This is a genomic window from Mycoplasma sp. 2575, from assembly GCF_053851635.1.
Genome location: NZ_JBSQBB010000007.1, coordinates 16,791 through 38,140 on the forward strand (window position 1 = coordinate 16,791; position 21,350 = coordinate 38,140).

The window sequence follows — 21,350 nt, forward strand, 5'->3', positions numbered from 1 at the left end:
CAAAATAAAACAAAAAATAGATAGGGCGATAATTAAATAATTTATTAGCACTAATCCTAAAAAAAGCACAAAAAAGCATAAAAAATGAGTATAAAGTACCATTTATTATCTGTTTTTTAGTATATGTCTTACTATATATATATATATTGTTTTGATTAAAAACCGATATTAGGCTAGTTTATTTTTATATTAAATAATTTATATATATACATTAAAATAAAGCGTTTTTATAGGTGGTATTGTAATGAAAAAAAAGAAAATTACCTTAGCATTGTTTTTATCATTATCGTCTGCTTTAGTTGTGACAGCTGGTTCTGTTTTTGTTTATAGTATAAGCAAAAAACAAGATAGCTCTAATTTGCAATCTTTAAATAAAAAGATTATTGAGCAGAAGGAAAGAGAATTATCTCTTGCTAAAAACATGCTGTTAAAGCTAAAAAATAAGAAAAAAATATTAAACAAAAAAATTAATGAAATAAATAAAAATATCGAAAATTTTGAGGCTTTAAATGCAGAATCTCAGGATAAATTAAAGCAAATAGAAAATGAGACTATAAAAAAAGAAAAAGAAGTTTTAGAACATAGTCGAATTTTAGAAGAAATAAAAAAACAACTAGATAATCTAAAATCGCAGCACGAAAAAACCATATCGGATTTTAAAAAAGCAGAACAAGTTTTTGAAGAAAAAGCTAAGAAATTAGCATTAAAAACTAAGGAATTAGAGGAAGCTAAAAAGGACTTAGAGCAAACTAAGAATCAAAACAAGTTACTTCAAGAAGAGTTAAGCAGATTACAAGCTGATGTCCAAACAAAAATGAATGATTTAGAGTCACAAAAGCGTATAAAAGATAGCGCTAATCAAGTCATACAAACAGTAAAGGAAAATATAAAACAAGTTACCGAAGAACAAGATAAGGCCAACAAAAATCTTTCAGGAAAACAGCAAGAGCTAGCAGCTTTAAAAGATGAGCTTGAAAAATTAAAGCAAAAACAAAAAGAAGCTCAATTAAATTATCAAGAAGTAGAAAATAAAATAGAATCTCTAAGCAAACAAATAAGCGATGCTGAAGCACTTATAGAGCAATTAACAAAAGAACTAGAAAAAAAGTCTAGTGAGGCAAGCATTAAACAAGAAGCAGTCAATGTTGCAATAAATGAATTGCAAGCTGCATTAGAAAAACAAAAAGAAGCTATACAAAAATTAGAAGAAGCAAAGAAAAATTCACAACAAAGTGCAAATGAATTAGAACAAAAAACTAAGAATTTAGATATGGCTAAGAAATCATTGGATATTGCATTAGAAAATCAACAAAAAGCCAAAGATGAATTTGAAAGTGCAAAAACAAATGCTAAGTTAAAAGAATCTGATTTGACTCAAAAAAACAAGGAAAAACAAGCAATTCAAGAAGAAATACAAAAAGCCAAGCAAGAAAAAGATAGGCTGCAAAAGGAGGTTGATAGGCTAGCTGAAGAAGAAAATAATGCAAGTATTGAATTGGAAAATAAAAAAGATTCTTTAGAAAAAATCAATAAACAACATGCACAATTAAACGAAAAAATACAGCAAGAAGAATTAAAAAATCAGCAAATTAAGCAACAAGAAGAACAAAAGCAGCAACAATTAACTAACGCCATTAAAAATATACAAGACAAAGAAGCAGAAAGAAAGACAAACAATTCTGAATTAGCACAAGCTCAAGCAGAACTAGAAAAAGAAAAGCAAAACTTAATGGAAGTTGAAAAATTAAAGAGCAAAACTAAATCAGAATTAGAGCAGGCTTCAAAAAATGTTGATACTATAACACAAGAAAAATCAATGCTTGAGGCCGAATTACAAAGCACAAAAGAAAAAGCCAAAACCGCAAAAGATGATTTAGATAAGAAAACTGAAGAATTAAAATCGAAACAAAGCACAAAAGAAGAGGCCAATAAAGTTAAGGAAGAAGCTGAATCTAAAAAATCCAATATTGATGAAAAATATCGTCAATCGCTCTATGAACATCAAAGATTAGATTCTGAGATAAACCGTAAAACACATAAACTAAATCAAATAGAAGTTGAAATAAAAGATTTAGAAGATGATATTCAAAATACTGATGATGAATATGAACGAGATGTTTTAGAGAACCAACTAGAAGTAAGAAAACATGAAGCAGTTCACCTTGAAAATGAATTGGGATGACTCAAAAAGCAAGAAGAAGATGCTAGAAATGCCTTAGATGATAATAAAAAAGCCCAAGAACAAGCAGCCCAAGAACTAGCCCAAAAAGAAGAATTATTTAAAAAAGCAGAAAAGGAGTGCCAAGAAGCCAAATCATCAAAAGAGCAAGCAGATAAAGATTATAAACAAGCTAATGAAGAAAAAACAACTAAAGAAGCACAAGTTTCGCAAAAAGAATCGCAATTAAGTGAGTTTCAAAAAACTAAAGAAGAATTAACAAATAAAAACAATGAAGTTAATGCTTCATTTAAAAGTGCTACAAGTAAGGTTCAAGATGTCGAATCTAAAATACAAGAATTAAAAACGAATGATCAAAAAATACAGCAAAATATTGAACAAGAAACACAAAATAAACAAAAAATTGAAGAAGAAATAGAAAGTATAAATCAGCAAAAAACTAATTCGCAACAAGAACTAAAAAAACTAAAAGAATCACTTGCACAAAAAACAGAGGAAATGACTGAGGCAGAACGTGCTAAAAATGATGCTCAAACAATATTTGATGATGTAAAAAAACAAAAAGCAAAATTTGATGGTCAATTATCTTCCATTTCAACAACAATTGCACAAAAAACTAGTGATTTAAATCAAAAATCAAATGAAATTTCTGAAGCAATGCAAGCATTAGAAGAGGCAAAAACTAAAAATGAACAAGCTAAGAAAAAACATGATGATGCAAATGCAAAAGTGGAACAAAATAGAAGCAATGTGCAAACGAATCAACAAGAAGTAGATGCAGCAAAGCAAAAAAATCAACAAAACCTTACAACTGAAAGCAATATTCAAAATAAACTAAGTAATTTAGAAGAAGAAATTAAGCAAAAAAGAGAATCATTAGAACAAAAAACCAATGAATTAGATGATATCAAACAAAAAATGGCAGCTGTAGCACAAAAGAAAAAAGATGCAGAAATGCTACTGCAAAAATTACTAGAAGATAAAAAACAAGCTGAAGAACTAAGAAAAGAAAAAAGAGAAAAATTAACTCAAGAAAATGATAAAGTTACCCAAAAAATAAAAGATGTTAAACAAAAAGATGATGAATTTAAGGAAGCTAAAGAAGCAAAGGCTGCTATTGATAATAAATTGCTCGAACTAGAAAATGAACTAATGAATAGAATGAAAGAATTAAAAAAAGCTAATGATGAAATTCCTCTCTTAAATGAGTTAATCAAAAAAGCTAAGGAAGATATTTCAAAAGTTCAACATCAAATTGAAGAGCAAAATAAGAACATTAGTTTACAAAAAAAGAACATTGAAGCTAAAACAAATAATAAAAATCTTCTTTTGCAAGAAACACAAGCATCGCAGTTTTCAAAAGAAATTATTAAAAAGCAATTAGATGAGGAGTCTAAAAATATTGCTAACTATGAAAAACAACAAAAAGAAAAAGAAAATTCCTTATCGATATTAGCACAGAAATTAAAAGACCTTAATAATCAAAAAACAAAGAATGAAAAAAACATAGATCAAATGGTTAATTCGATTAAGCAATTATCAAAAATCAAGGATGAGACACACCAAGAGTTAAATAAAATTAATAAGGAAGTTAATAAGAAGAATCAAGAAGTTTTGCAAATAACAAATAAGTTGGATGAATTAAAAAAAGATTTGAATAAATTAAAAAGATAGCAATTTTTTTAAAACATGATAAAAAGAGGCGGCATATAGCCTCTTTTTATCATTATTTCATAATGATACATAAACACTGGTAGCAAGTTTGCAAAAAAAAAAAAAAAAAATGTTAATATTTTCTTGAAAAATCTTGGGTATTTTACAAAAGCTAATTTTATCAAAGAGAGGTATAAGAAATTATGAATAAAAATGTAGAAGAAAACAAAGTAAAAAGAAAAAAACGTAATGTTATTTTATTAACATCAGCTTTATTGGCAGCATCAATTACAACCGGAGCTATTGCAGCCTTTTATCTTACAAACAAAAATAAGCATGATAAAAAAAGCCTTTTGGCTTTGGAGATAAAAGACCAGAAAATTACTGCAAACTCAGCGATCTTTCATTTAAAAAATATTGATAAAAATGATGAAACTAACCGTTCTTTTTCAGTTTTATTTTATGCTAAAAAAACTCCTTATAATGTGCAAAGAAAGACTCATGTTATTAATAAAGAAGAAAAATCTATGTCATTTGGGATTAATAATGAAAAACCTTTATATCCAGATACTGATTATGAGTTTCAGATGATTTATAATGGTGAAACAGTTTTAATTCATCACTTTAAAACTTTGAAGCTAGAGGAAAAAGACAAGCAGGCAGAACTTGAAAAAGCAAATAAAGATCTAGAAGAAGCAAAAAAAGCTAGAGAAAAGGCATTACAAGATCTAGAGCAAGCTAAGAAAAACGCTTTATTAAAAAATAATGATGTTATTTCTAAAACCAACGAGCTAAGTGAAGCAAATAAGAAACTAGAAGAAGCCAAAAAATCTAAAGATGAATTGGAAAAACAATTACAAAGTATTAAGGAAAAAATTAAGGAATTTGAAAAACAAAAAAAAGCAGCCGAACAAAATAAGCTACTAACAAATAATAATGTAATTTCCACCACTAAAGAAGTTGAGCGTTTAACCAAAGAACTTGAAGAAGCAAAAAAAGCCCTAGAAGAGGCAAAAAATAAAAAAGATAAGGTTAATTCAGATCATGATAGCGTTAATAAAGATGCTATTCTAAAATCTGATGATTTAGCTAAAAAAGCCAAAGAGTTAGATGAAGCAAAAAAAGCATTGCAAGATGCGATAAATGCCCAAAACAGTGCTAATTCTGAATTTGAACAACAAGAGGAAAATATCAATAAAAAAATTAAGGATCTTAATTCAAAAACAGATGAATATAATAGTGCATTAAGGGCTAAAAATGAATCTGAAAAAGAAATAAATCGTATGCAAAATGAAGTTGCAGAGATAAATAGAATTCTTAATACTCTTGATACTGACAAAACCCGAATCAATAATGAGTTAAACAACGCTAAGCAACAATTAGCTTTAGCAAATCAAAAACTTGCAGATATACAAAAAGAAGCAAATGATGCTAGACAAAAAGCTGAAGACCTTACCAACGAAAATATAAGACTAAATAATGAAGTACAACAAGCTAATGAATTAGAAAAAGAGAATATTAACGATATAGCTCGTATTTCTAAAGATTTGCAAGATGCAAATTCTGAATTGTCAAAGGTAAAAGAAACTCAAAACAGTATTGCTGAACAAATAAAAAAATCCAATTTTGATTATGAGCAAAAACAACAAAATTTAAATCAAAAAACCAAGGAATTAGAAGAAGCTAAAAAAACGTTAGCACAAGCCACATCTGAAAACCGAGAAATTGAGACTCAGCTAGAAGAAGCAATAAGAAACACTAAGCAAAAAAATGATGACTTAATGCAGAAAAACAAAGCAAAAACCAACGCAGAAAATGATAGAAATAAATTTCAAAAAGAGCTAGATAGCGCATCAAAAAATGAGACTGATAAAGACCAATATGCTAATCAATTGAATAATGAGTATGAAATATTAAAGCAAGAACTAAAAAGGCTTCAAGGTCTAAAGGATAGCGCAGCAAGCGAAGTCGAAAGAAGAAATAGAGATCTTGAAAAAACAATTATAGATTTAGCACAAAAGCAAAAAGATATTGACCAAGCTAATAGGATGAAAGTAGAGCAAGAGGGCATTAAAGAAAATCATAATAAAAAACTTAATGAATTGAATCATGCTTATGAAAATTTAAAAACAATAATTGGTTTTGAAGATGATAAGCGTAACGAAGAAGAAAAAGAACTGGAAAAGATATTAAGAAATAAGAAATCATTGGAAGATAAAAAACAAAAGGCATATCAAGCTTATTTGCAAAAAAAGGCTGACGCAGAGCAAAAGGCAAAAGATTGAAATAATTCAAAAAGAGGTAGAGATGAATATTTTATTAGGCAACATAAAGAATCTCTATATAATGAAGCTTTAAGAGAAGAACAAGAAGCTAAAAGAAAATGGTTGGATGCTGAAGGCGAATATGATAAGCAAGAGAATAATGAAAATGCTATTCATAATAAAATTGCTGAAATTAATAAAAATACAACTATTTTAACTAGTTCTCTCAAGAAATATGAAGACCAGATAAATCAGCAACAACATCTAATTGGTGAAGCTTCGCAAAAAAATTCAGAAATTGAAGCTGATATTACCAAGAAAACAAATGATAAAAGGATGCTAGAAGAATCTAAATCTAACAATGAGCAGCTAAAATCTCAATCTGAACAGAAACAAAATACAGCAATAAAGTCCGTAAAGGATAAGGAAGAAGTAATTAAACAAAAACTTAGTCAATTAGGGGTTGCACGTGTTGAGGCAGAACAAGCACGCCAGGCTAAAAAAGATGCAGAGCATCGATTGCAAGAAGCTAAACAAGAACATGATGATAAAGATAAGCAACTTCAGAGCACTCAAAAATTATTGCAAGAAGCTAAAAACAAAGAGTCTTTCTTACAAGAAAAATTAAATGAATTAAAACAAAAGGTTAATAATGAGACAACTTTAGTATCTCAAAAGCAGGGTGCTGTTGATGATGCTAATAAGCAAGTCCAAAAAACGCTAAAAAGCAAGACGGATTTGGAAAAGAAATTGCAAAGTGCGAATGAAGAAGCTAGCATGAAACAAGAAGATGTCAATAAAAAAACAAAGGCGTTAAAAGGTGCAAATGCTAAGCATCAAGAGTCGCAAAAAAATCATCAAGCGTTAATTCAAAAACAAACCGATATTCATAATAAATTGCAAGAGGCACTTAATAATATAGCTCTGGCTAATCAAAAGTACCAACAAGAACTTGAAAATACAAATAATAAAAGTAAAGAAGTTGCTGATAAAAATAATGAATTAAAAAATAATGCTAAATTGATTGAACAAGCATCGCAAAATAAGGCGAAAACAGAGCAAGATCTTATAAATTTAAATACTAATTTAGAAGAAAAAAAGAAGGAATTGGAAGATAAAAATAATAGTTTAAGTGAATTAAATCAGGCAATACTTCATGCTAATAACCTTAAGGACAATGCTAAAAATAAGGTTAATTTAGCTAATCAAGATGTAAAAAATAAAACTGATTTATTAGCTCAGAAGCAATTAGATTATGAAAATGCTGAGAAATCAAATAATGATTCTTTACTTGAAAAGAACAATATTCAAGGCCAAATAAAAGATGTTGATAAAGACTTTGAAAATAAAACTCATGATTTGTATCAAAAGCAAAAACAACTAGACAAAGCGATTTTAGATAATGAAAAAGCAATCCAAAAAAATAAGGAAGCAGATTCTATGATTAACACAACGAATAATAATCTTCAGAATGCTTTATTAGAGGATTTAAAATTAAATAAGAAGATTTCCCAATCAAATAAGGAAATTAAACAAAAAGAATCTATTTCAAATAGTAAAATCGAAGAACTTGATAGGGCTAAAAAAGAGGCTTCAAAAGCTAATGGATTGCTAGAATCTCTTAATATGAAACATTAATAATCATATATTTTTAATAAACATTTTAGGTTTTTAGTTTTCAAAATAAATAATTCACGGTAGTGTAGTAAATTTTGTGTAAATTTATCTCCTGCTTACTTTTTGAGTAAGAGATTTGAGAATAGCGATCGCACGAATATAAATTTATTAGACAAAAAACAACCGAACAACATGACAAAATTGGATAAATTTTCTTCCAAATATGTTGTTTGGTTATTTTAATTATTTAATCTTCTTTTTCAAAAATAATTTGTAACTAATTAAAAACAGATTCTCAATTAGGAATAACTGCTGTTGTATTTATGAATAGTAATAAAATACTTGCTAATGTCTATAAAATTTTGTTGTATTTCTTAACAATATCACCTTAACTTAGATAAAATTTTTATATAATTCAAACAAAATTATAGTTTTTTACTTCCCACAACATAAGTGAACAAGATAAGAAATTTAATTATAGTTTTTGCAAAAAAACCGCAAAGAAAGGACTAATATGGAACCAAAAATCACGTCATTAACTCAATGTTTATTAGATATACTTAAAGATAATAATAAGTATTATTCTTCTGAACAAAATAAGCTTTTATTAGGTGATATTTTTGCTGCAGTTAATAATCATGATAGCGATCTTTTGGAAATTCTTTATTCTAATGAATTAATATGCAAAAATTTCTTTGTTAAGGTTAAAGACATCTGAATTTTTAATGACAAAAAATTCATAGATTTTATCAACCTAAAAGACTTTATGCCTGATAGTTTTACTTCTTTTAAAAATCGCATTGGCCTAGTTGATAACAATGGACACTTTCTTGACGAAAGCAACGATGTTGTACTTTCATTCCCCTTCAAAGATTGTGTTTTAGTTGGCAATCAAGACAAAGACGACCAGAAATGTAGTGAGGTTATGCTCAATGAAACTCTTGGGCTTGATGATATTAATAGACTTCTTGATCCTAAAGTCCTAGTTAATGCAAAACGTTATAGCTCACAAGGAGTTGAACAAAACATATTATTTAATAAAAAAGATAATCTTATCATTAAAGGGAATAATCTTATAGCATTAAGCTCTATATTAAAGAGATATGAGGGAAAAGTTAAATGTATCTATATCGATCCACCTTACAACACTGGCAATGATTCATTTAATTATAATGATAAATTCAACAATTCAACATGACTTGTATTTATGAAGAACAGATTAGAGCTAGCCAAAAAATTATTAAGGGATGATGGAAGTATTTTTATAAGTATAGACGAAAATATGAAGTCATATTTAGATATTTTGATTAGAAGTTTGGGATTTGATTATTTTAAAGAGTTAATATGAGAAAGCGGAAAACCTTTTGGGTATAAAGCGACTAGCACTATATGGCCTCGTGTTCATGAAACAATCTATCATTTTTGTAAGGTGCGTAGTAAAATTTTTTATAAACCTACCTATACATTTGAATTATCAAGTTCAGGTTCTAAAATAATGACTTCAAGCATTATAAAAGCAAAGGAAAACGGGATTTATTCAATGGATTGGATCGTAGGAGCAAAACAAAGTGTAGGTTTTGGTGCAGGTCAAAAACCTGAAGAATTGATAAAAAAACTCCTTGATGCTACTACAAATGAAGGTGATATTATTCTAGATTTCTTTCTTGGTTCAGGAACAACCGCTGCTGTAGCACACAAAATGAATCGACAATATATTGGTATTGAGCAAATGGATTATATTGAAGACATCACACTAGCAAGGCTTAAAAAAGTTATTGATAGTGAACAAGGCGGAATATCTCAGTTAGTAGGCTGACAGGGAGGAGGTTCATTTGTGTACTGCGAATTAGCCCAAAATACACAAAAATGAGTGGATTTGGTAAAAAAAGCAACTAGTAAAGACATTGTTTGTGTTAAAGACCAAATACTAAATTCTAATGACATAATTCCTTATTTAAGTAAAGCAGAAATTGAATCTAGCTTAAGTACTTTTGATTCACTTAGTCTTGATGAGAAAAAAGCTCGTCTTATTTCAATAATTAACAAAAACAAATTGTATGTAAATTATTCTCAAATAGATGATGAGTCATATGGAATTAGTGAAGCTGACAAACAATTTAGCAAATCGTTTTATGAATTTAACAATATAAATAGATGTAATAGAAAGGAGTAATATGGAACCAAAAATCACATCATTAACTCAATGTTTATTAGATATACTTAAAGATAATAATAAGTATTATTCTTCTGAACAAAATAAGCTTTTATTAGGTAATATTTTTGCTGCAGTTAATAATCATGATAGCGATCTTATGGAGATTCTTTATTCAAATGAGTTAATACGCAAAAATTTCTTTGTTAAGGTTAAAGAAATCTGAATTTTTAATGACAAAAAATTCATAGATTTTATCAATCTAAAAGACTTTATGCCTGATAGTTTTACTTCTTTTAAAAATCGCATTGGCCTGGTTGATAACAATGGACACTTTCTTGACGAAAGCAACGATGTTGTACTTTCATTCCCTTACAAAGATTGTGTTTTAGTTGGCAATCAAGACAAAGATGACCAAAAACGCAGCGAAGTTATGCTTAATGAAACTCTTGGTCTTGACGATATTAACAGACTTCTTGATCCTAAAGTCTTAATTAATGCAAAACGCTATAGTTCACAAGGTGTAGAACAAAACATATCATTTAATGAAAAAGATAACCTTATTATTAAAGGGAATAATCTTATAGCATTAAGCTCTATATTAAAGAGATATGAGGGAAAAGTTAAATGTATCTATATCGATCCACCTTATAACAGAAACGATGATTCCTTTCAATACAATGATAAATTCAACCATTCAACCTGACTTGTGTTTATGAAGAATAGACTAGAGTTGGCCAAAAAATTATTAAGGGATGATGGTGTGATTTTTATATCATGCGATGAACATGAAAGATCATATTTAAAAGTTTTAAGTGATGGAGTATTTGGAAGAGATAATTTTATAGCCGATTTTATTCGCAAGACTAAAAGTACTACCAACGATGCTAAAACTGGTATAAATATTCAACACGACAATTGTTTATCCTATGCAAAGAATAAAGAAAATATTAATCTTATTGGTGGTGAGAAAAAATTATCAAAATATAAGAATACAGACAATGATCCTAAAGGTCCTTGAATAAGTGATAACCCAAGTGCCAAATCAGGTAACAAAGAAAATAATTACTTTGGTATTAGAAATCCATATACTGGTAAAGAAGATTATCCACCCGATGGTAGATATTGAATATTTTCGAAGAATACAATTGAAAAACATATTGCTTCAGGAAAAATTTGTTTTAAAAAAGAATACAATAAAAATCAAAGAGGTTTCATATATAAAACATGGTTATCTGATTTAAAAACTAAAGGTAATACATTTAATTCACTTTGGTTTGCCTCTAATGAATATATGAACCAAGTAGCTACGAAGGATGCGAAAGAATTAGGTTTTGTCGATGAATTTAAATACCCTAAACCAGAGTCCTTTATTTATTATCTTATTTTACATTCAACAGAAGTTGATGATATTGTTCTTGATTTCTTTCTTGGTTCAGGAACAACAGCTGCTGTAGCACATAAAATGCGACGTCAATATATTGGTATTGAACAAATGGATTATATAGAAAACATTACTGTTTCTAGATTAAATAAAGTAATCAATGGTGAACAAACTGGTGAATCAATATTGGCAGATTGAACTGGTGGTGGTTCATTTGTGTACTGCGAATTAGCCCAAAATACACAAAAATGAGTGGATTTGGTAAAAAAAGCAACTGAATACAACATTGTTGATGTTAAAAACCAAATACTAAATTCTAATGACATAATTCCTTATTTAAGTAAAGCAGAAATTGAATCTAGCTTAAGTACTTTTGATTCACTTAGTCTTGATGAGAAAAAAGCTCGTCTTATTTCAATAATTAACAAAAACAAATTGTATGTAAATTATTCTCAAATAGATGATGAGTCATATGGAATTAGTGAAGCTGACAAACAATTTAGTAAATCATTTTATGAGGTAGAGAATGAATAATAATTTAGCTGATAAATTAAAAAATATATTAGATTATTTTCCACCTAAAGACCTTGACACATTTATTGTAAATGGACTAAATCCTAAAATTAAATTGAGAGATTACCAAACTAGAGCAATTCAATCATTTATTTTGTATTATCTTGATGAAGGTAATACAAAATTACGTACTCAAGATAAAATACACAACCTATTCCAAATGGCAACAGGGAGTGGAAAGACAGTAATAATGGCTGCTTTAATTCTATTTTTATATCAACAAGGTTATAGAAACTTTATTTTCTTTGTATCACAAACCAATATTCTTGAAAAAACTAAAGAAAACTTTGCAAATCCAGCAAGTTCAAAATATTTATTTGCTTCGCCTTTAAAATGCTTCAATAAAACAATAAAAATCAATATTGTTGATAATTTTCAAGCTTCAAACATTGATAAAGACTCAATTAATATATGTTTTACAACCATTCAAAAATTACATAATGACATTATTAGTCCACGCGAAAATGCTATGAGTGAATATGATTTTAGCAATCATAAAGTAGTATTTATTAGCGATGAATCTCATCATCTAAATGCAAGCACAAAAGCCAAAAGTAAAGTACAAAAACCCGAGATATTTGAAGAACCTTCTTGGGAAAACACTGTAATTAGTTTATATAATAAACATCCCGAATCGCTTTTACTTGAATTTAGTGCAACTGCAGGTCTTAATAATGAAGATATTAATAAAAAATACGCTGATAAACTGATTTTTGACTATCCTCTCAAAACTTTTAGAGACGAAAAATGAACCAAAAACTTTCAAAACATAAGTTCTGAGACAACATATTGACAAAGATCGCTTATAGCATTAATTATTAGTGAATATCGTCATATGCTTTTTAATGATTTAGGCTTAGAAATAAAACCTGTGGTTTTATTTAAGTCAAAAACAATTGTAGAAAGTAAGAAGTTTTTTGAAGAATTTAAAGAAAAAATTCAAAAACTAAGTATTGAAGATATAATCGCTCTTGAAACTATTGATATTCCAATTATGAAGCAAAGTCTTAGTTACTTTAAAAATTTAGGACATCAAGACTATCAATTATTAGTTAATCTACTCAAAGAAAGTTTTCGTGAGCAAACACTAGTCATTATTAACTCATCCACTGAAAGTGCAATTGATGCACAAACGCAAGTGTTGCTCAATACGTTGGAAGATAAAGACAATGTCTTGCGAGGTATTTTTGTAGTTGATCAACTAAATGAGGGTTGAGATGTACTTAACCTTTTTGACATTGTTAGACTACATGATGAACGTCAAGAAAATACACGTGTAAAAACCAACAAGTATACAATTAAAGAAGCTCAATTAATTGGACGTGGAGCCCGTTATTGTCCTTTTGTGTATAACAATGATGAACAGAATCGAAACAAACGAAAATTCGATGCAGACTTAAGCAATAAATATCGTGTTCTAGAAACTCTTTATTACCACTGCAAAAACGATTCACGCTATATTAATGACCTTCAAAACACACTTAAGCAAACCGGTCTTATTGATGATGATAATGGTAAAGTAGTTGAAATTAAACTTAAAGAAGAATTTAAAAATTCAGAATTTTTTCAAAATGCTTTAGTTTGAACTAACAAAAGAGTTCCAAAACAAAATAGTATGCCAAGCGAGCAAGATAAAGTTAATTTTACTAAAACTATTGATTTTAAAATTAGACAAATTAAGGCTAATGAGGAAAAACTTTTTGATTTAGACACACAATCAGATAATGAAATAGAAGAACTTAAAATTGTTCAACAACTTAATCTTCAAGATGTTGAATATCACATTCTTGAGGGCTGTGCGCTTTATTTTGAAACACTGAAGTTTGATTTTCTAAAATCTAAGTTTTCTAATCTTAAATCACTTCAAGAATTTTTAACTTCATCTGATTATCTAGGTTCAAATGTTAAAATTATCTTTAAGTCTAATGACTCGAAAGCAAAAATAAGTGGAAGAGATATTTTTAGTGCTGTTATGGATGCATTTAAACAAATTGAAAATTATCTTTATTCGCTCAAAGATGCAAGTGTAGGTGAAAAAGTTCTACGTCCTAAATATCTTAAAGATGTTATTGAAGATAAATTAATATATGTTGCTAATGTTGAGGATGAAGACGGAAATGGTAACCCTCAAAGTAAAGCAAGCGATAAACTTAGAATGGATCTTAGTTCTAAAAAATGATATGTTTTTAATGAAAATTATGGAACAAGTGAAGAAAAAGAATTTGTCAAATGATTTAGTGATAACTATGCAAAGCGACTCGAAAACAAAAATATTGAATTCTATTTAGTTAGAAATGAACGTTTTAGTGATCTTGCACTTTATGATTTTGATAGTGGTGATCGTTTTGAACCTGATTTTCTTCTTTATTTCAAAACCAATAAAATAAGTTCGCAAGTATTTGTTGAACCTAAAGGTACACATCTAATCGAACATGATAATTGGAAAGCGAATTTATTGAGCTTGATAAACAGTGACATCAATCTTATGCCAAATAATGGTAATTGAAGAGTTATTGGTATGCCTTTTTTCAATAAATTAAAAACCACCGAATTTAGTCAAAAATTTGATGATTTTATTGAAAGTCTGTAGCATTCGTGCTTTAAAATGCTATCGTAGATAATTTTGTGTAGAGATGACTAAATAGCAAATATTTAACAGAAGATTTTTACACCAAATTATCTACAGTACCACCAAACAACATATTTGGAAGAAAAATTCTCCAATTTTGTCATGTTGTTTGGTTGTTTTTTGCATAATAAATTTAGATTTTCGTAATTGCTAATCTCAAATCTTTTATTAAAAAAAGTAAGCCAGAGATAAATTTACACAAAATTTTTTATACTACCTTCAAAATAAGTTTGAGACTGATTTATACAAAATTATCCACAGTATCCAAATTTAATTTATTTAGCAAATCATTTTTTGGCAATTTGTATATCGCTGTCTTGAATTTTATTTTCATGATTAAGACTGATATATCTTATTAATGCTTCAAACTCGACAAATATTTCTTGATACTTGCTTGGAATTATATCAAGATCTAAAAGATAGGCAACATTATCAAAACCTTCATCATTTTTTATGCCAATTTTAACTAAACCGTGATATTCTATATCATTAATTACAACGTTTGTAATATAAATTCCTGATTTAATTTTTTTGATATTTTCAGGATATTTAAAATGAAATTTATCAAAATTGGTAATAAAAGCATATTTTTCAATAAGTAGATTATTTATTGCCGAAATGTTGCCTTCATCAATTAATTCGTTTATTAATGTTGAGGAAATTTTTCTTTTATTAATCTTTCGTTCGTTTGCTGTATAGACTTCAAAATTTTTTTTAAGGTAATTAACATCGCCACTTCTACGAAAGCCAAAATAAAAATCATTACCGCATACAACATATTTAACGTTATTATTTTTTAAATTATTGCAAAAGTCATAATGTGAAACATTCATTGTATCTTCATTAACATCAACCAAAAATACGAAATCGAATCCTAAATTAAATAATGTATATAGTCTTGTTTGGACTTGGAAGGCCTTGCTTTCATGTATTTTCGACTTTTTATATGGTTGGTTAAATAGCATAATTGCTAATTTGTAATTTGCCCCTGAATTTTTTAGGTCCTTTGCAATTTTGATTAATTCATAGTGTCCTAGATGAAGAGTTTCAAAACTGCCTAAAACCATAATTAAGTCATTATTTATTTCAAAAATTTGTTTAAAATTTCATTCAAAAATTTTCATATTAATAATTTTACTTTAATTAATAATTTTAAAAATAAATAAAAATTTTACGATTACTCGTAAAATCCTTTTTCTTTTAGTTTGAAATATGGTCCATCTTCGGTAACAGGTAAACATATTTCATTAGCAACATCTTTAGTGGTATCTTCTCCATTTCCCATAGCTATTCCTAAACCAACTAGTTTTAGCATCTCAATGTCATTTTCAGAATCACCAAATGCAACCATTTCACTTGGCTTAATATCCAGCAGTTTGCCCAATACTTCTAGACCCACGGCCTTGGTAATGCCTTTAGCTGAAAGAAATATTCCCCCAGGTCATGTTGCTAAAACTCACATATTCATATTATGGTGCTCGAATAAAATATTAAGTTGCTTAGCTCAATATTCGGGATTATTTGTGCTAACAGTGATTAGATAGTTTTTATCATTTTTTGTTTCAAATTCTTTTTCTGATATAAATTTATCTTTATAAGGTAGATAGAATCAGTGATTTAGATTAAATAAATCATTATAATAGCCCCATTTATATCCTACAAATGAAAATGGTATCTTTCTTTCATTAGCAAATAATCTGAACTTTACAAAATCATTATAATCAATAGTTTGTTCAAATATGTATTCATTAGTTTTTAAATCTAAAATAAATGTTCCATTTGCACCAATAAAATAATCAACATATGGATTATGTATTTGTTTTCCGACTGTAAAAATATCACGTCCTGAACAAAGCACATTAATATAACCTGCATCTTTTAATTTGCGAAACATTTCTTTCATTCTTAGAGAAAGTTCATCTATGCCGAATGGTAGCAATGTACCGTCTATATCAAACACAACCATCTTGTACTTGTTATTCATTTTAACCTCTTAACTAGGCAATGAAAATATACGGTTGAATAAAACCTTGTCGAAGGTTATGAAACCGTTATTTATTTGTCCTCAACCAATTATTTGATTATTAAATGTAAAAAGGCCTTTTCCGTTAAAGTTTTTAAATCTATCGAAAAAAACCGATTTTGACTTTATTAATTTCACTTCAAAATGTGTAAGTGTATATAATTTTACTCTAAAAAGAGAGTTTATGTTATTGATTTGCTCAAAATCGAGACTTTCATTTAATTTGATATTCCCAATTTTCTCTCGCCTTAAAATATTTACAACAGCATCCGTTTCAAGATATGTTCCAATATCATGAATTAATGACCTTATGTAAGTTCCTTTTGATACTTTTGTCCTAATGATGAATGATTGTTTTTGATAGTTAAAATCTATTAACTCCAAGTTGTGTATTTTAATATTACATTCTGCTAATGAAAAATCTATGTTTTTTCTAGCTAAATCATAACTTCTTTGTCCATTTATTTTTTTGGCCGAAAAAACTGGAGGAATTTGTTTGGTTTGATTTTTAAAATGTTTTAGCGCATTTTCTAATTGCTCCTTGGTAATCATTTTTTTATTTTTTAAAAAAATAACTTCTTCACCTTCATCATAACTTTTAGAAGAGCAATGAAGTGAAGCTTCAACAAAATACTGTTTTGTATCATTAATAAGTCATGGCAAAACTTTTGTATCATCATCACTAGCAACTATTAAAAGACCTTGGGCTAACGGATCAAGAGTACCGCTATGACCAATCTTTTTAATATTATGTTCCTTTGCAAATTTTTTAATTGCAAAAAAACTTGATTCTCCTCTTTTTTTATTAATCTTAAAAAACATTTTTCCTCAATGTAATTTATTATATCATTTTTAAATTATTTAATCAATTGAAGGGGTTATTGATGAGATAACTGAATATCAAAAGCTTTATCTTCTTAGTTTTTAAATTAAGTGTTGGATTTATGTATTAACGAAGATTACCATATTTATCATGAGACAAGTTTTACTTGATTTGCTAGTTAAAAAATATCTCTTTATTTTATAAAAAACACTAATTTACTAATTTATAAAAGTGTATAAAATAAAAATAGGTGTTTTGAATCATATTTCAAAAAATTAAAATATATGCTACTTTTTTTATTAAATAACAAAAAAATTATATATAATAATATAGCATTAAATAAGTAAGCCGTTTTAGCTCAGTTGGCAGAGCAACTGACTTGTAATCAGTAGGTCGTAGGTTCAAGTCCTATAAACGGCACCATATATGCGCGAGTGGTGAAATTGGCAGACACGTTAGTTTTAGGCACTAATGCTTCCGGCGTGAGGGTTCAAGTCCCTCCTCGCGCACCATATCATTAAATATGTTGTTTAGAAAGGTTATAAATGCCTTTCTTTTTTTATTTTAAATTTTATAATGAAAAAATAATTAATATAATTCAAATTGCGCGCTAAACTTAATATGTTATGAGGAAAATAAAATTATTTGAAATGTTTTCAGGCATTGGCAGCCAATATAAAGCTCTTAAGAATTTAGAGCATAAATTGAATTTTAAAGCAGTTAGTTTGGGTGCTTGTGATTTTTATATTGATGCAATTATTTCATATATGATAATTCATTATGGTAGATTGAATGCAGAGACACAAATTCCTAGTTCTATGCAAGCTGAAATTTTATCTACCAATACGTTTAGTTCAAATAGTAAGAATATTGTAAATAAAAAATATTTTGAAAGAATGCATCCTAGTAAATTAAGCGCAATTTTCCCTTATTTATATGCTTTTATAAATAATGAATATTTTGAAAAAGTGTATAAGCAAAATATTGAGAAAATAGATGAGCCACACACACATAGAGAGAGAGAGAGAGAGAGAGACTTGCAACTCTAGAGTAACAAAGACTGACATAAAACAATTTGAAAAATTACCTAATGATATTGATATACTAACTTATTCATTTCCATGCCAAGATCTCTCACAGCAGGGAAAACAAAAAGGGATAACAAGCGAGAGCAGAAGTGGTCTTTTATATCAAATTGAACGAATTCTAGAAAACAATCTAGATAGGTTACCAAAGGTTTTATTATTAGAGAATGTAAAGGCACTAACAACTAAGAAGTTTATAGGTGATTTTAAAAAATGAATTAGTGCACTGGATAAATTGGGTTATAAAACTAAATGAAAGGTAATTAATTCAGTAGATTATAATAGCCCCCAGAATAGAGAGCGTGTTTTTGCTGTATCATGTTTAGGCAAAAATAACTTTGAATTTCCCAAACCTATATCTAATGAAAAAGATTTGTCGAATCTTATTCGATTCAATAATAATGGAAAAGACTTATCTAGTTTACTTAAATATAAAAGAGAAAAGTTCATTAAAACTAATAAGAACATTTATAAATCTAAAATGCTAAATTACTCAAGTTTTAATTCAGAAGCATATTTATATTTGCCTAAGGGTTTTGGACCAACATTAACTGCTTCAGGTGCAAATAGTAGATTGAAATTTTATTTTAAAAATAAGAATATTATAAAGACAATGGATGAAATAGAAGCTTATCAATATATGGGATTTTCTAAGCAAGAAGGTATTAGAGTGAAATCTACAGGCTTGTTGACTAGTGAAAGAATGATTTACACTTGTGGAAACTCCATATCTATTGAAGTGTTGGAAGCATTATTTACAGAGGTGATAATAAAATGCTTGTAATGTCTTGGATGGATTTGTGAGAGGAGTGTAAAAAATATTCATTTAATTTTGTGTCAAAAAATTATTGTGATTCAACATCAACTTCTTCAAAATTTAAAGGTAAAATTAATTTACTTTTTTCTAAGAATGAAAATTTTGTCTTACATTGAGAAATTGAATTTATAGAATTATGAATCGATTTATTTACAACACCATCTTGATTAGAACAGGAGAATAGCAATTTCCATTATCGCAAGGATCTATTTGATTATTTGAATATAAAATGTGATAAGGAATATAAGCAAGAAAAGAGACCCAATAGATCAAGCAATAAATTGATTAAATTAGAAAATAAAGAATTAATGATAGCTAATGAATGATTTAATTCAGAACATTATCAAAGCACAATTAAAAACATAACTTCAATTATTAAAGGCAATAACGTTGCTGGGTCAGCTAAAAATCCAAAAAATGCCGAAATGGTATGAGATATAGAATTAAATATTAGTGAAACAAAAGGACAATATAACCAATATAAGTATAATTTAATAATGTTATTAGATGATTTGTTTCTTTTTGAAAGAGATTATTCTAAAATCAAAAAAGATGATGTAGAAAAATTCAAATTTTATGTAACTGACTCTAATATTGATGAGTGAGTAGCTAAAATTTTTAATATTGAAATAGAGGACGATATTGGTCCGCTAAAAAAGGAAATTAAAAGATATATTGAATTTATAAATTCTTCAATTCAAAATAAAAATGATATTATTAAGAATTTTAATAAACTAATTAAGCAGCAAATGAATGTGACAAAAGTCCTTAGTGAAAATGCAAGAAAGGAAATTAAAAACGAAAGAAACAAGGTTTCTAAAATAAAGGTTTCAGTTTTTGAAGGTTCTAACGCCTCTGAAAATGCTCATATCTATCAAATAAAAGATATTAATAATGATATTGAAAAAGAAATTGAAAAAATGGTGGCATTTTTTAAGTCTAAAAATAATAAATATGCTGGCATAAAGAGCAATGTATTTAAGGTCTACCATTCTGAAATTGAACAGCAATATAAGGATATTGTAAATAAGTATAAGGTGTTTGTGACTGATAAGGAAAATTTGCTTAATCTTACATCAACAGTTCATAGGTTATTTGATAAGAATTATTTTACTTATAGCGAAAGTGGCGAGCAGATAATTTTAAGAAATAATATTTTAAAAAATGATCTTGATGTTTTATATTTATATAAAAATATTCCAATTCATTGTTTATCTAGTAAAAGAAAAGAATATCTTAAATTAAGAAGACTTCATATTTCATAATATTTGCTTTTATAAATTTAGAGAAGCATATTAGTGCTAATTAAAATTATTATATCTACCTTCATTAATTAGCGAGAAAAATGAGCCACAATATTTTGAACTTCTTAAATTAGGTTCCATATTATACTGTGGTACCATATATAATTTTGTGTAAAAATCTCCCAATAGCAAATATTTAAATTTAAATTATTTATACAGGAGATTTTTTAATACGCCAAAAAAATATTAAAATGCTAAGCGCAAGAGAATTATATGATAAATATAAACCAATAATTAAAGAAGATGTTTATGAAATTATTAAGAAAAATACAAAAGATCTTATAGAAATCATGATGCAAGAAGAAATTAAAAAACTTTCTTGTATATGATAAATATGGACATGAAAGATCGATAAAAGATAACTATTGAAATGGTAGTTATTCCAAAAATGAAAGATCTAATTTTGGAGAAATGGAACTAAAAATCTTATTATGTTGGTTTATTTGTTATGCACTTAAATTAGCGGATAACAAATAAAGCATAAAAAAAATGCCGTGAAGGCATTTTTTATTGGTGATTTACAAATGGTGGAGAATGAGGGGCTCGAACCCACGACCCTCGCCTTGTAAGGGCGATGCTCTCCCAACTGAGCTAATTCTCCAAATGGTGACCCTAGCGGGACTCGAACCCACGCATGTATGGATGAAAACCATATGTGTTAACCACTTCACCATAGGGCCATACTGGCGCCGACTATTGGGATTGAACCAACGACCAACTGGTTAACAGCCAGCTGCTCTACCGCTGAGCTAAGTCGGCACTCATATAAGTAAATGCTTAATTATTATAACCTAAAAAAATATTTCTTAATAAAAATTTTTAATTTATTTATATAAGCACCATCATA

The 21,350-nt window shown here is 27.9% G+C and carries 12 protein-coding genes and 5 tRNA genes; 11 read left to right on the forward strand and 6 right to left on the reverse strand.

Translation table 4 applies throughout. The annotated features are described in order from the left end of the window. The first annotated feature begins 244 nt into the window (after positions 1–244). From ACWXVU_RS01835 to ACWXVU_RS01855, 5 genes are all read left to right on the forward strand, one after another. Positions 245–3,853 (forward strand): hypothetical protein, encoded by a 3,609-nt coding sequence (locus tag ACWXVU_RS01835; protein WP_456012062.1) that lies wholly within the window; start codon positions 245–247, stop codon positions 3,851–3,853. Positions 3,854–4,035: 182 nt separating this feature from the next. Continuing rightward, positions 4,036–7,734, forward strand: a complete 3,699-nt coding sequence (locus ACWXVU_RS01840; RefSeq protein ID WP_456012063.1) for a hypothetical protein — start codon at positions 4,036–4,038, stop codon at positions 7,732–7,734. A 493-nt stretch (positions 7,735–8,227) separates the two neighbouring features. Continuing rightward, on the forward strand, positions 8,228–9,886 hold the full coding sequence (locus ACWXVU_RS01845; RefSeq protein WP_456012064.1) for a DNA methyltransferase: 1,659 nt from the start codon (positions 8,228–8,230) through the stop codon (positions 9,884–9,886). A gap of 1 nt (position 9,887) precedes the next feature. Further along, positions 9,888–11,783, forward strand: a complete 1,896-nt coding sequence (locus ACWXVU_RS01850; RefSeq protein WP_438340865.1) for a DNA methyltransferase — start codon at positions 9,888–9,890, stop codon at positions 11,781–11,783. After that, positions 11,776–14,412, forward strand: coding sequence for a DEAD/DEAH box helicase family protein (locus tag ACWXVU_RS01855; RefSeq protein WP_456012065.1), 2,637 nt, complete (start codon positions 11,776–11,778; stop codon positions 14,410–14,412). Before ACWXVU_RS01850 ends, ACWXVU_RS01855 begins: the two co-directional genes overlap by 8 nt. Positions 14,413–14,726: 314 nt before the next feature. Here ACWXVU_RS01855 and ACWXVU_RS01860 read toward each other — a convergent pair whose 3' ends face one another. The 3 genes from ACWXVU_RS01860 to truB are packed head-to-tail and all read right to left on the reverse strand — an operon-like array spanning position 14,727 to position 17,296. Continuing rightward, positions 14,727–15,575 carry an FAD synthase gene (locus ACWXVU_RS01860; protein ID WP_438340863.1) on the reverse strand — a complete coding sequence of 283 codons (849 nt, stop codon included), beginning with the start codon at positions 15,573–15,575 and terminating at the stop codon, positions 14,727–14,729. A gap of 53 nt (positions 15,576–15,628) precedes the next feature. Beyond that, positions 15,629–16,435: a YcsE-related riboflavin metabolism phosphatase gene (locus tag ACWXVU_RS01865; RefSeq protein ID WP_444705151.1), complete on the reverse strand. Its 807-nt coding sequence runs from the start codon at positions 16,433–16,435 to the stop codon at positions 15,629–15,631. Between the two features lie 9 nt (positions 16,436–16,444). Then, positions 16,445–17,296 (reverse strand): tRNA pseudouridine(55) synthase TruB, encoded by an 852-nt coding sequence (gene truB / locus ACWXVU_RS01870; protein WP_456012066.1) that lies wholly within the window; start codon positions 17,294–17,296, stop codon positions 16,445–16,447. A gap of 348 nt (positions 17,297–17,644) precedes the next feature. On the opposite strand from truB, the gene ACWXVU_RS01875 reads away from it, so the two are divergent. The 6 genes from ACWXVU_RS01875 (at position 17,645) to ACWXVU_RS01900 (ending at position 20,835) form a co-directional block, all read left to right on the forward strand. Further along, positions 17,645–17,720: transfer RNA gene (locus ACWXVU_RS01875), tRNA-Thr, on the forward strand. Between the two features lie 5 nt (positions 17,721–17,725). Next, positions 17,726–17,809 (forward strand) — tRNA-Leu (locus ACWXVU_RS01880). A 114-nt stretch (positions 17,810–17,923) separates the two neighbouring features. Next, positions 17,924–18,346: a DNA (cytosine-5-)-methyltransferase N-terminal subunit gene (gene dcm_N, locus ACWXVU_RS01885; RefSeq protein WP_456012067.1), complete on the forward strand. Its 423-nt coding sequence runs from the start codon at positions 17,924–17,926 to the stop codon at positions 18,344–18,346. Further along, positions 18,294–19,166: a DNA (cytosine-5-)-methyltransferase gene (dcm, locus tag ACWXVU_RS01890; RefSeq protein ID WP_456012068.1), complete on the forward strand. Its 873-nt coding sequence runs from the start codon at positions 18,294–18,296 to the stop codon at positions 19,164–19,166. The genes dcm_N and dcm overlap by 53 nt, the downstream gene beginning before the upstream one ends. A gap of 8 nt (positions 19,167–19,174) precedes the next feature. Next, positions 19,175–20,464, forward strand: a complete 1,290-nt coding sequence (locus ACWXVU_RS01895) for an MAG4270 family putative restriction endonuclease (protein WP_456012069.1) — start codon at positions 19,175–19,177, stop codon at positions 20,462–20,464. 230 nt (positions 20,465–20,694) lie between these two features. Further along, complete coding sequence (locus ACWXVU_RS01900) at positions 20,695–20,835, forward strand: hypothetical protein (RefSeq protein ID WP_456012070.1); 141 nt, start codon at positions 20,695–20,697, stop codon at positions 20,833–20,835. 193 nt (positions 20,836–21,028) lie between these two features. On the opposite strand, the gene ACWXVU_RS01905 is transcribed toward ACWXVU_RS01900, so the two are convergent. The 3 genes from ACWXVU_RS01905 to ACWXVU_RS01915 form a co-directional block, all read right to left on the reverse strand. Beyond that, positions 21,029–21,104: transfer RNA gene (locus ACWXVU_RS01905), tRNA-Val, on the reverse strand. Between the two features lie 3 nt (positions 21,105–21,107). After that, positions 21,108–21,183: transfer RNA gene (locus ACWXVU_RS01910), tRNA-Glu, on the reverse strand. Between the two features lie 4 nt (positions 21,184–21,187). Continuing rightward, positions 21,188–21,262 (reverse strand) — tRNA-Asn (locus ACWXVU_RS01915). Positions 21,263–21,350: the final 88 nt, after the last annotated feature.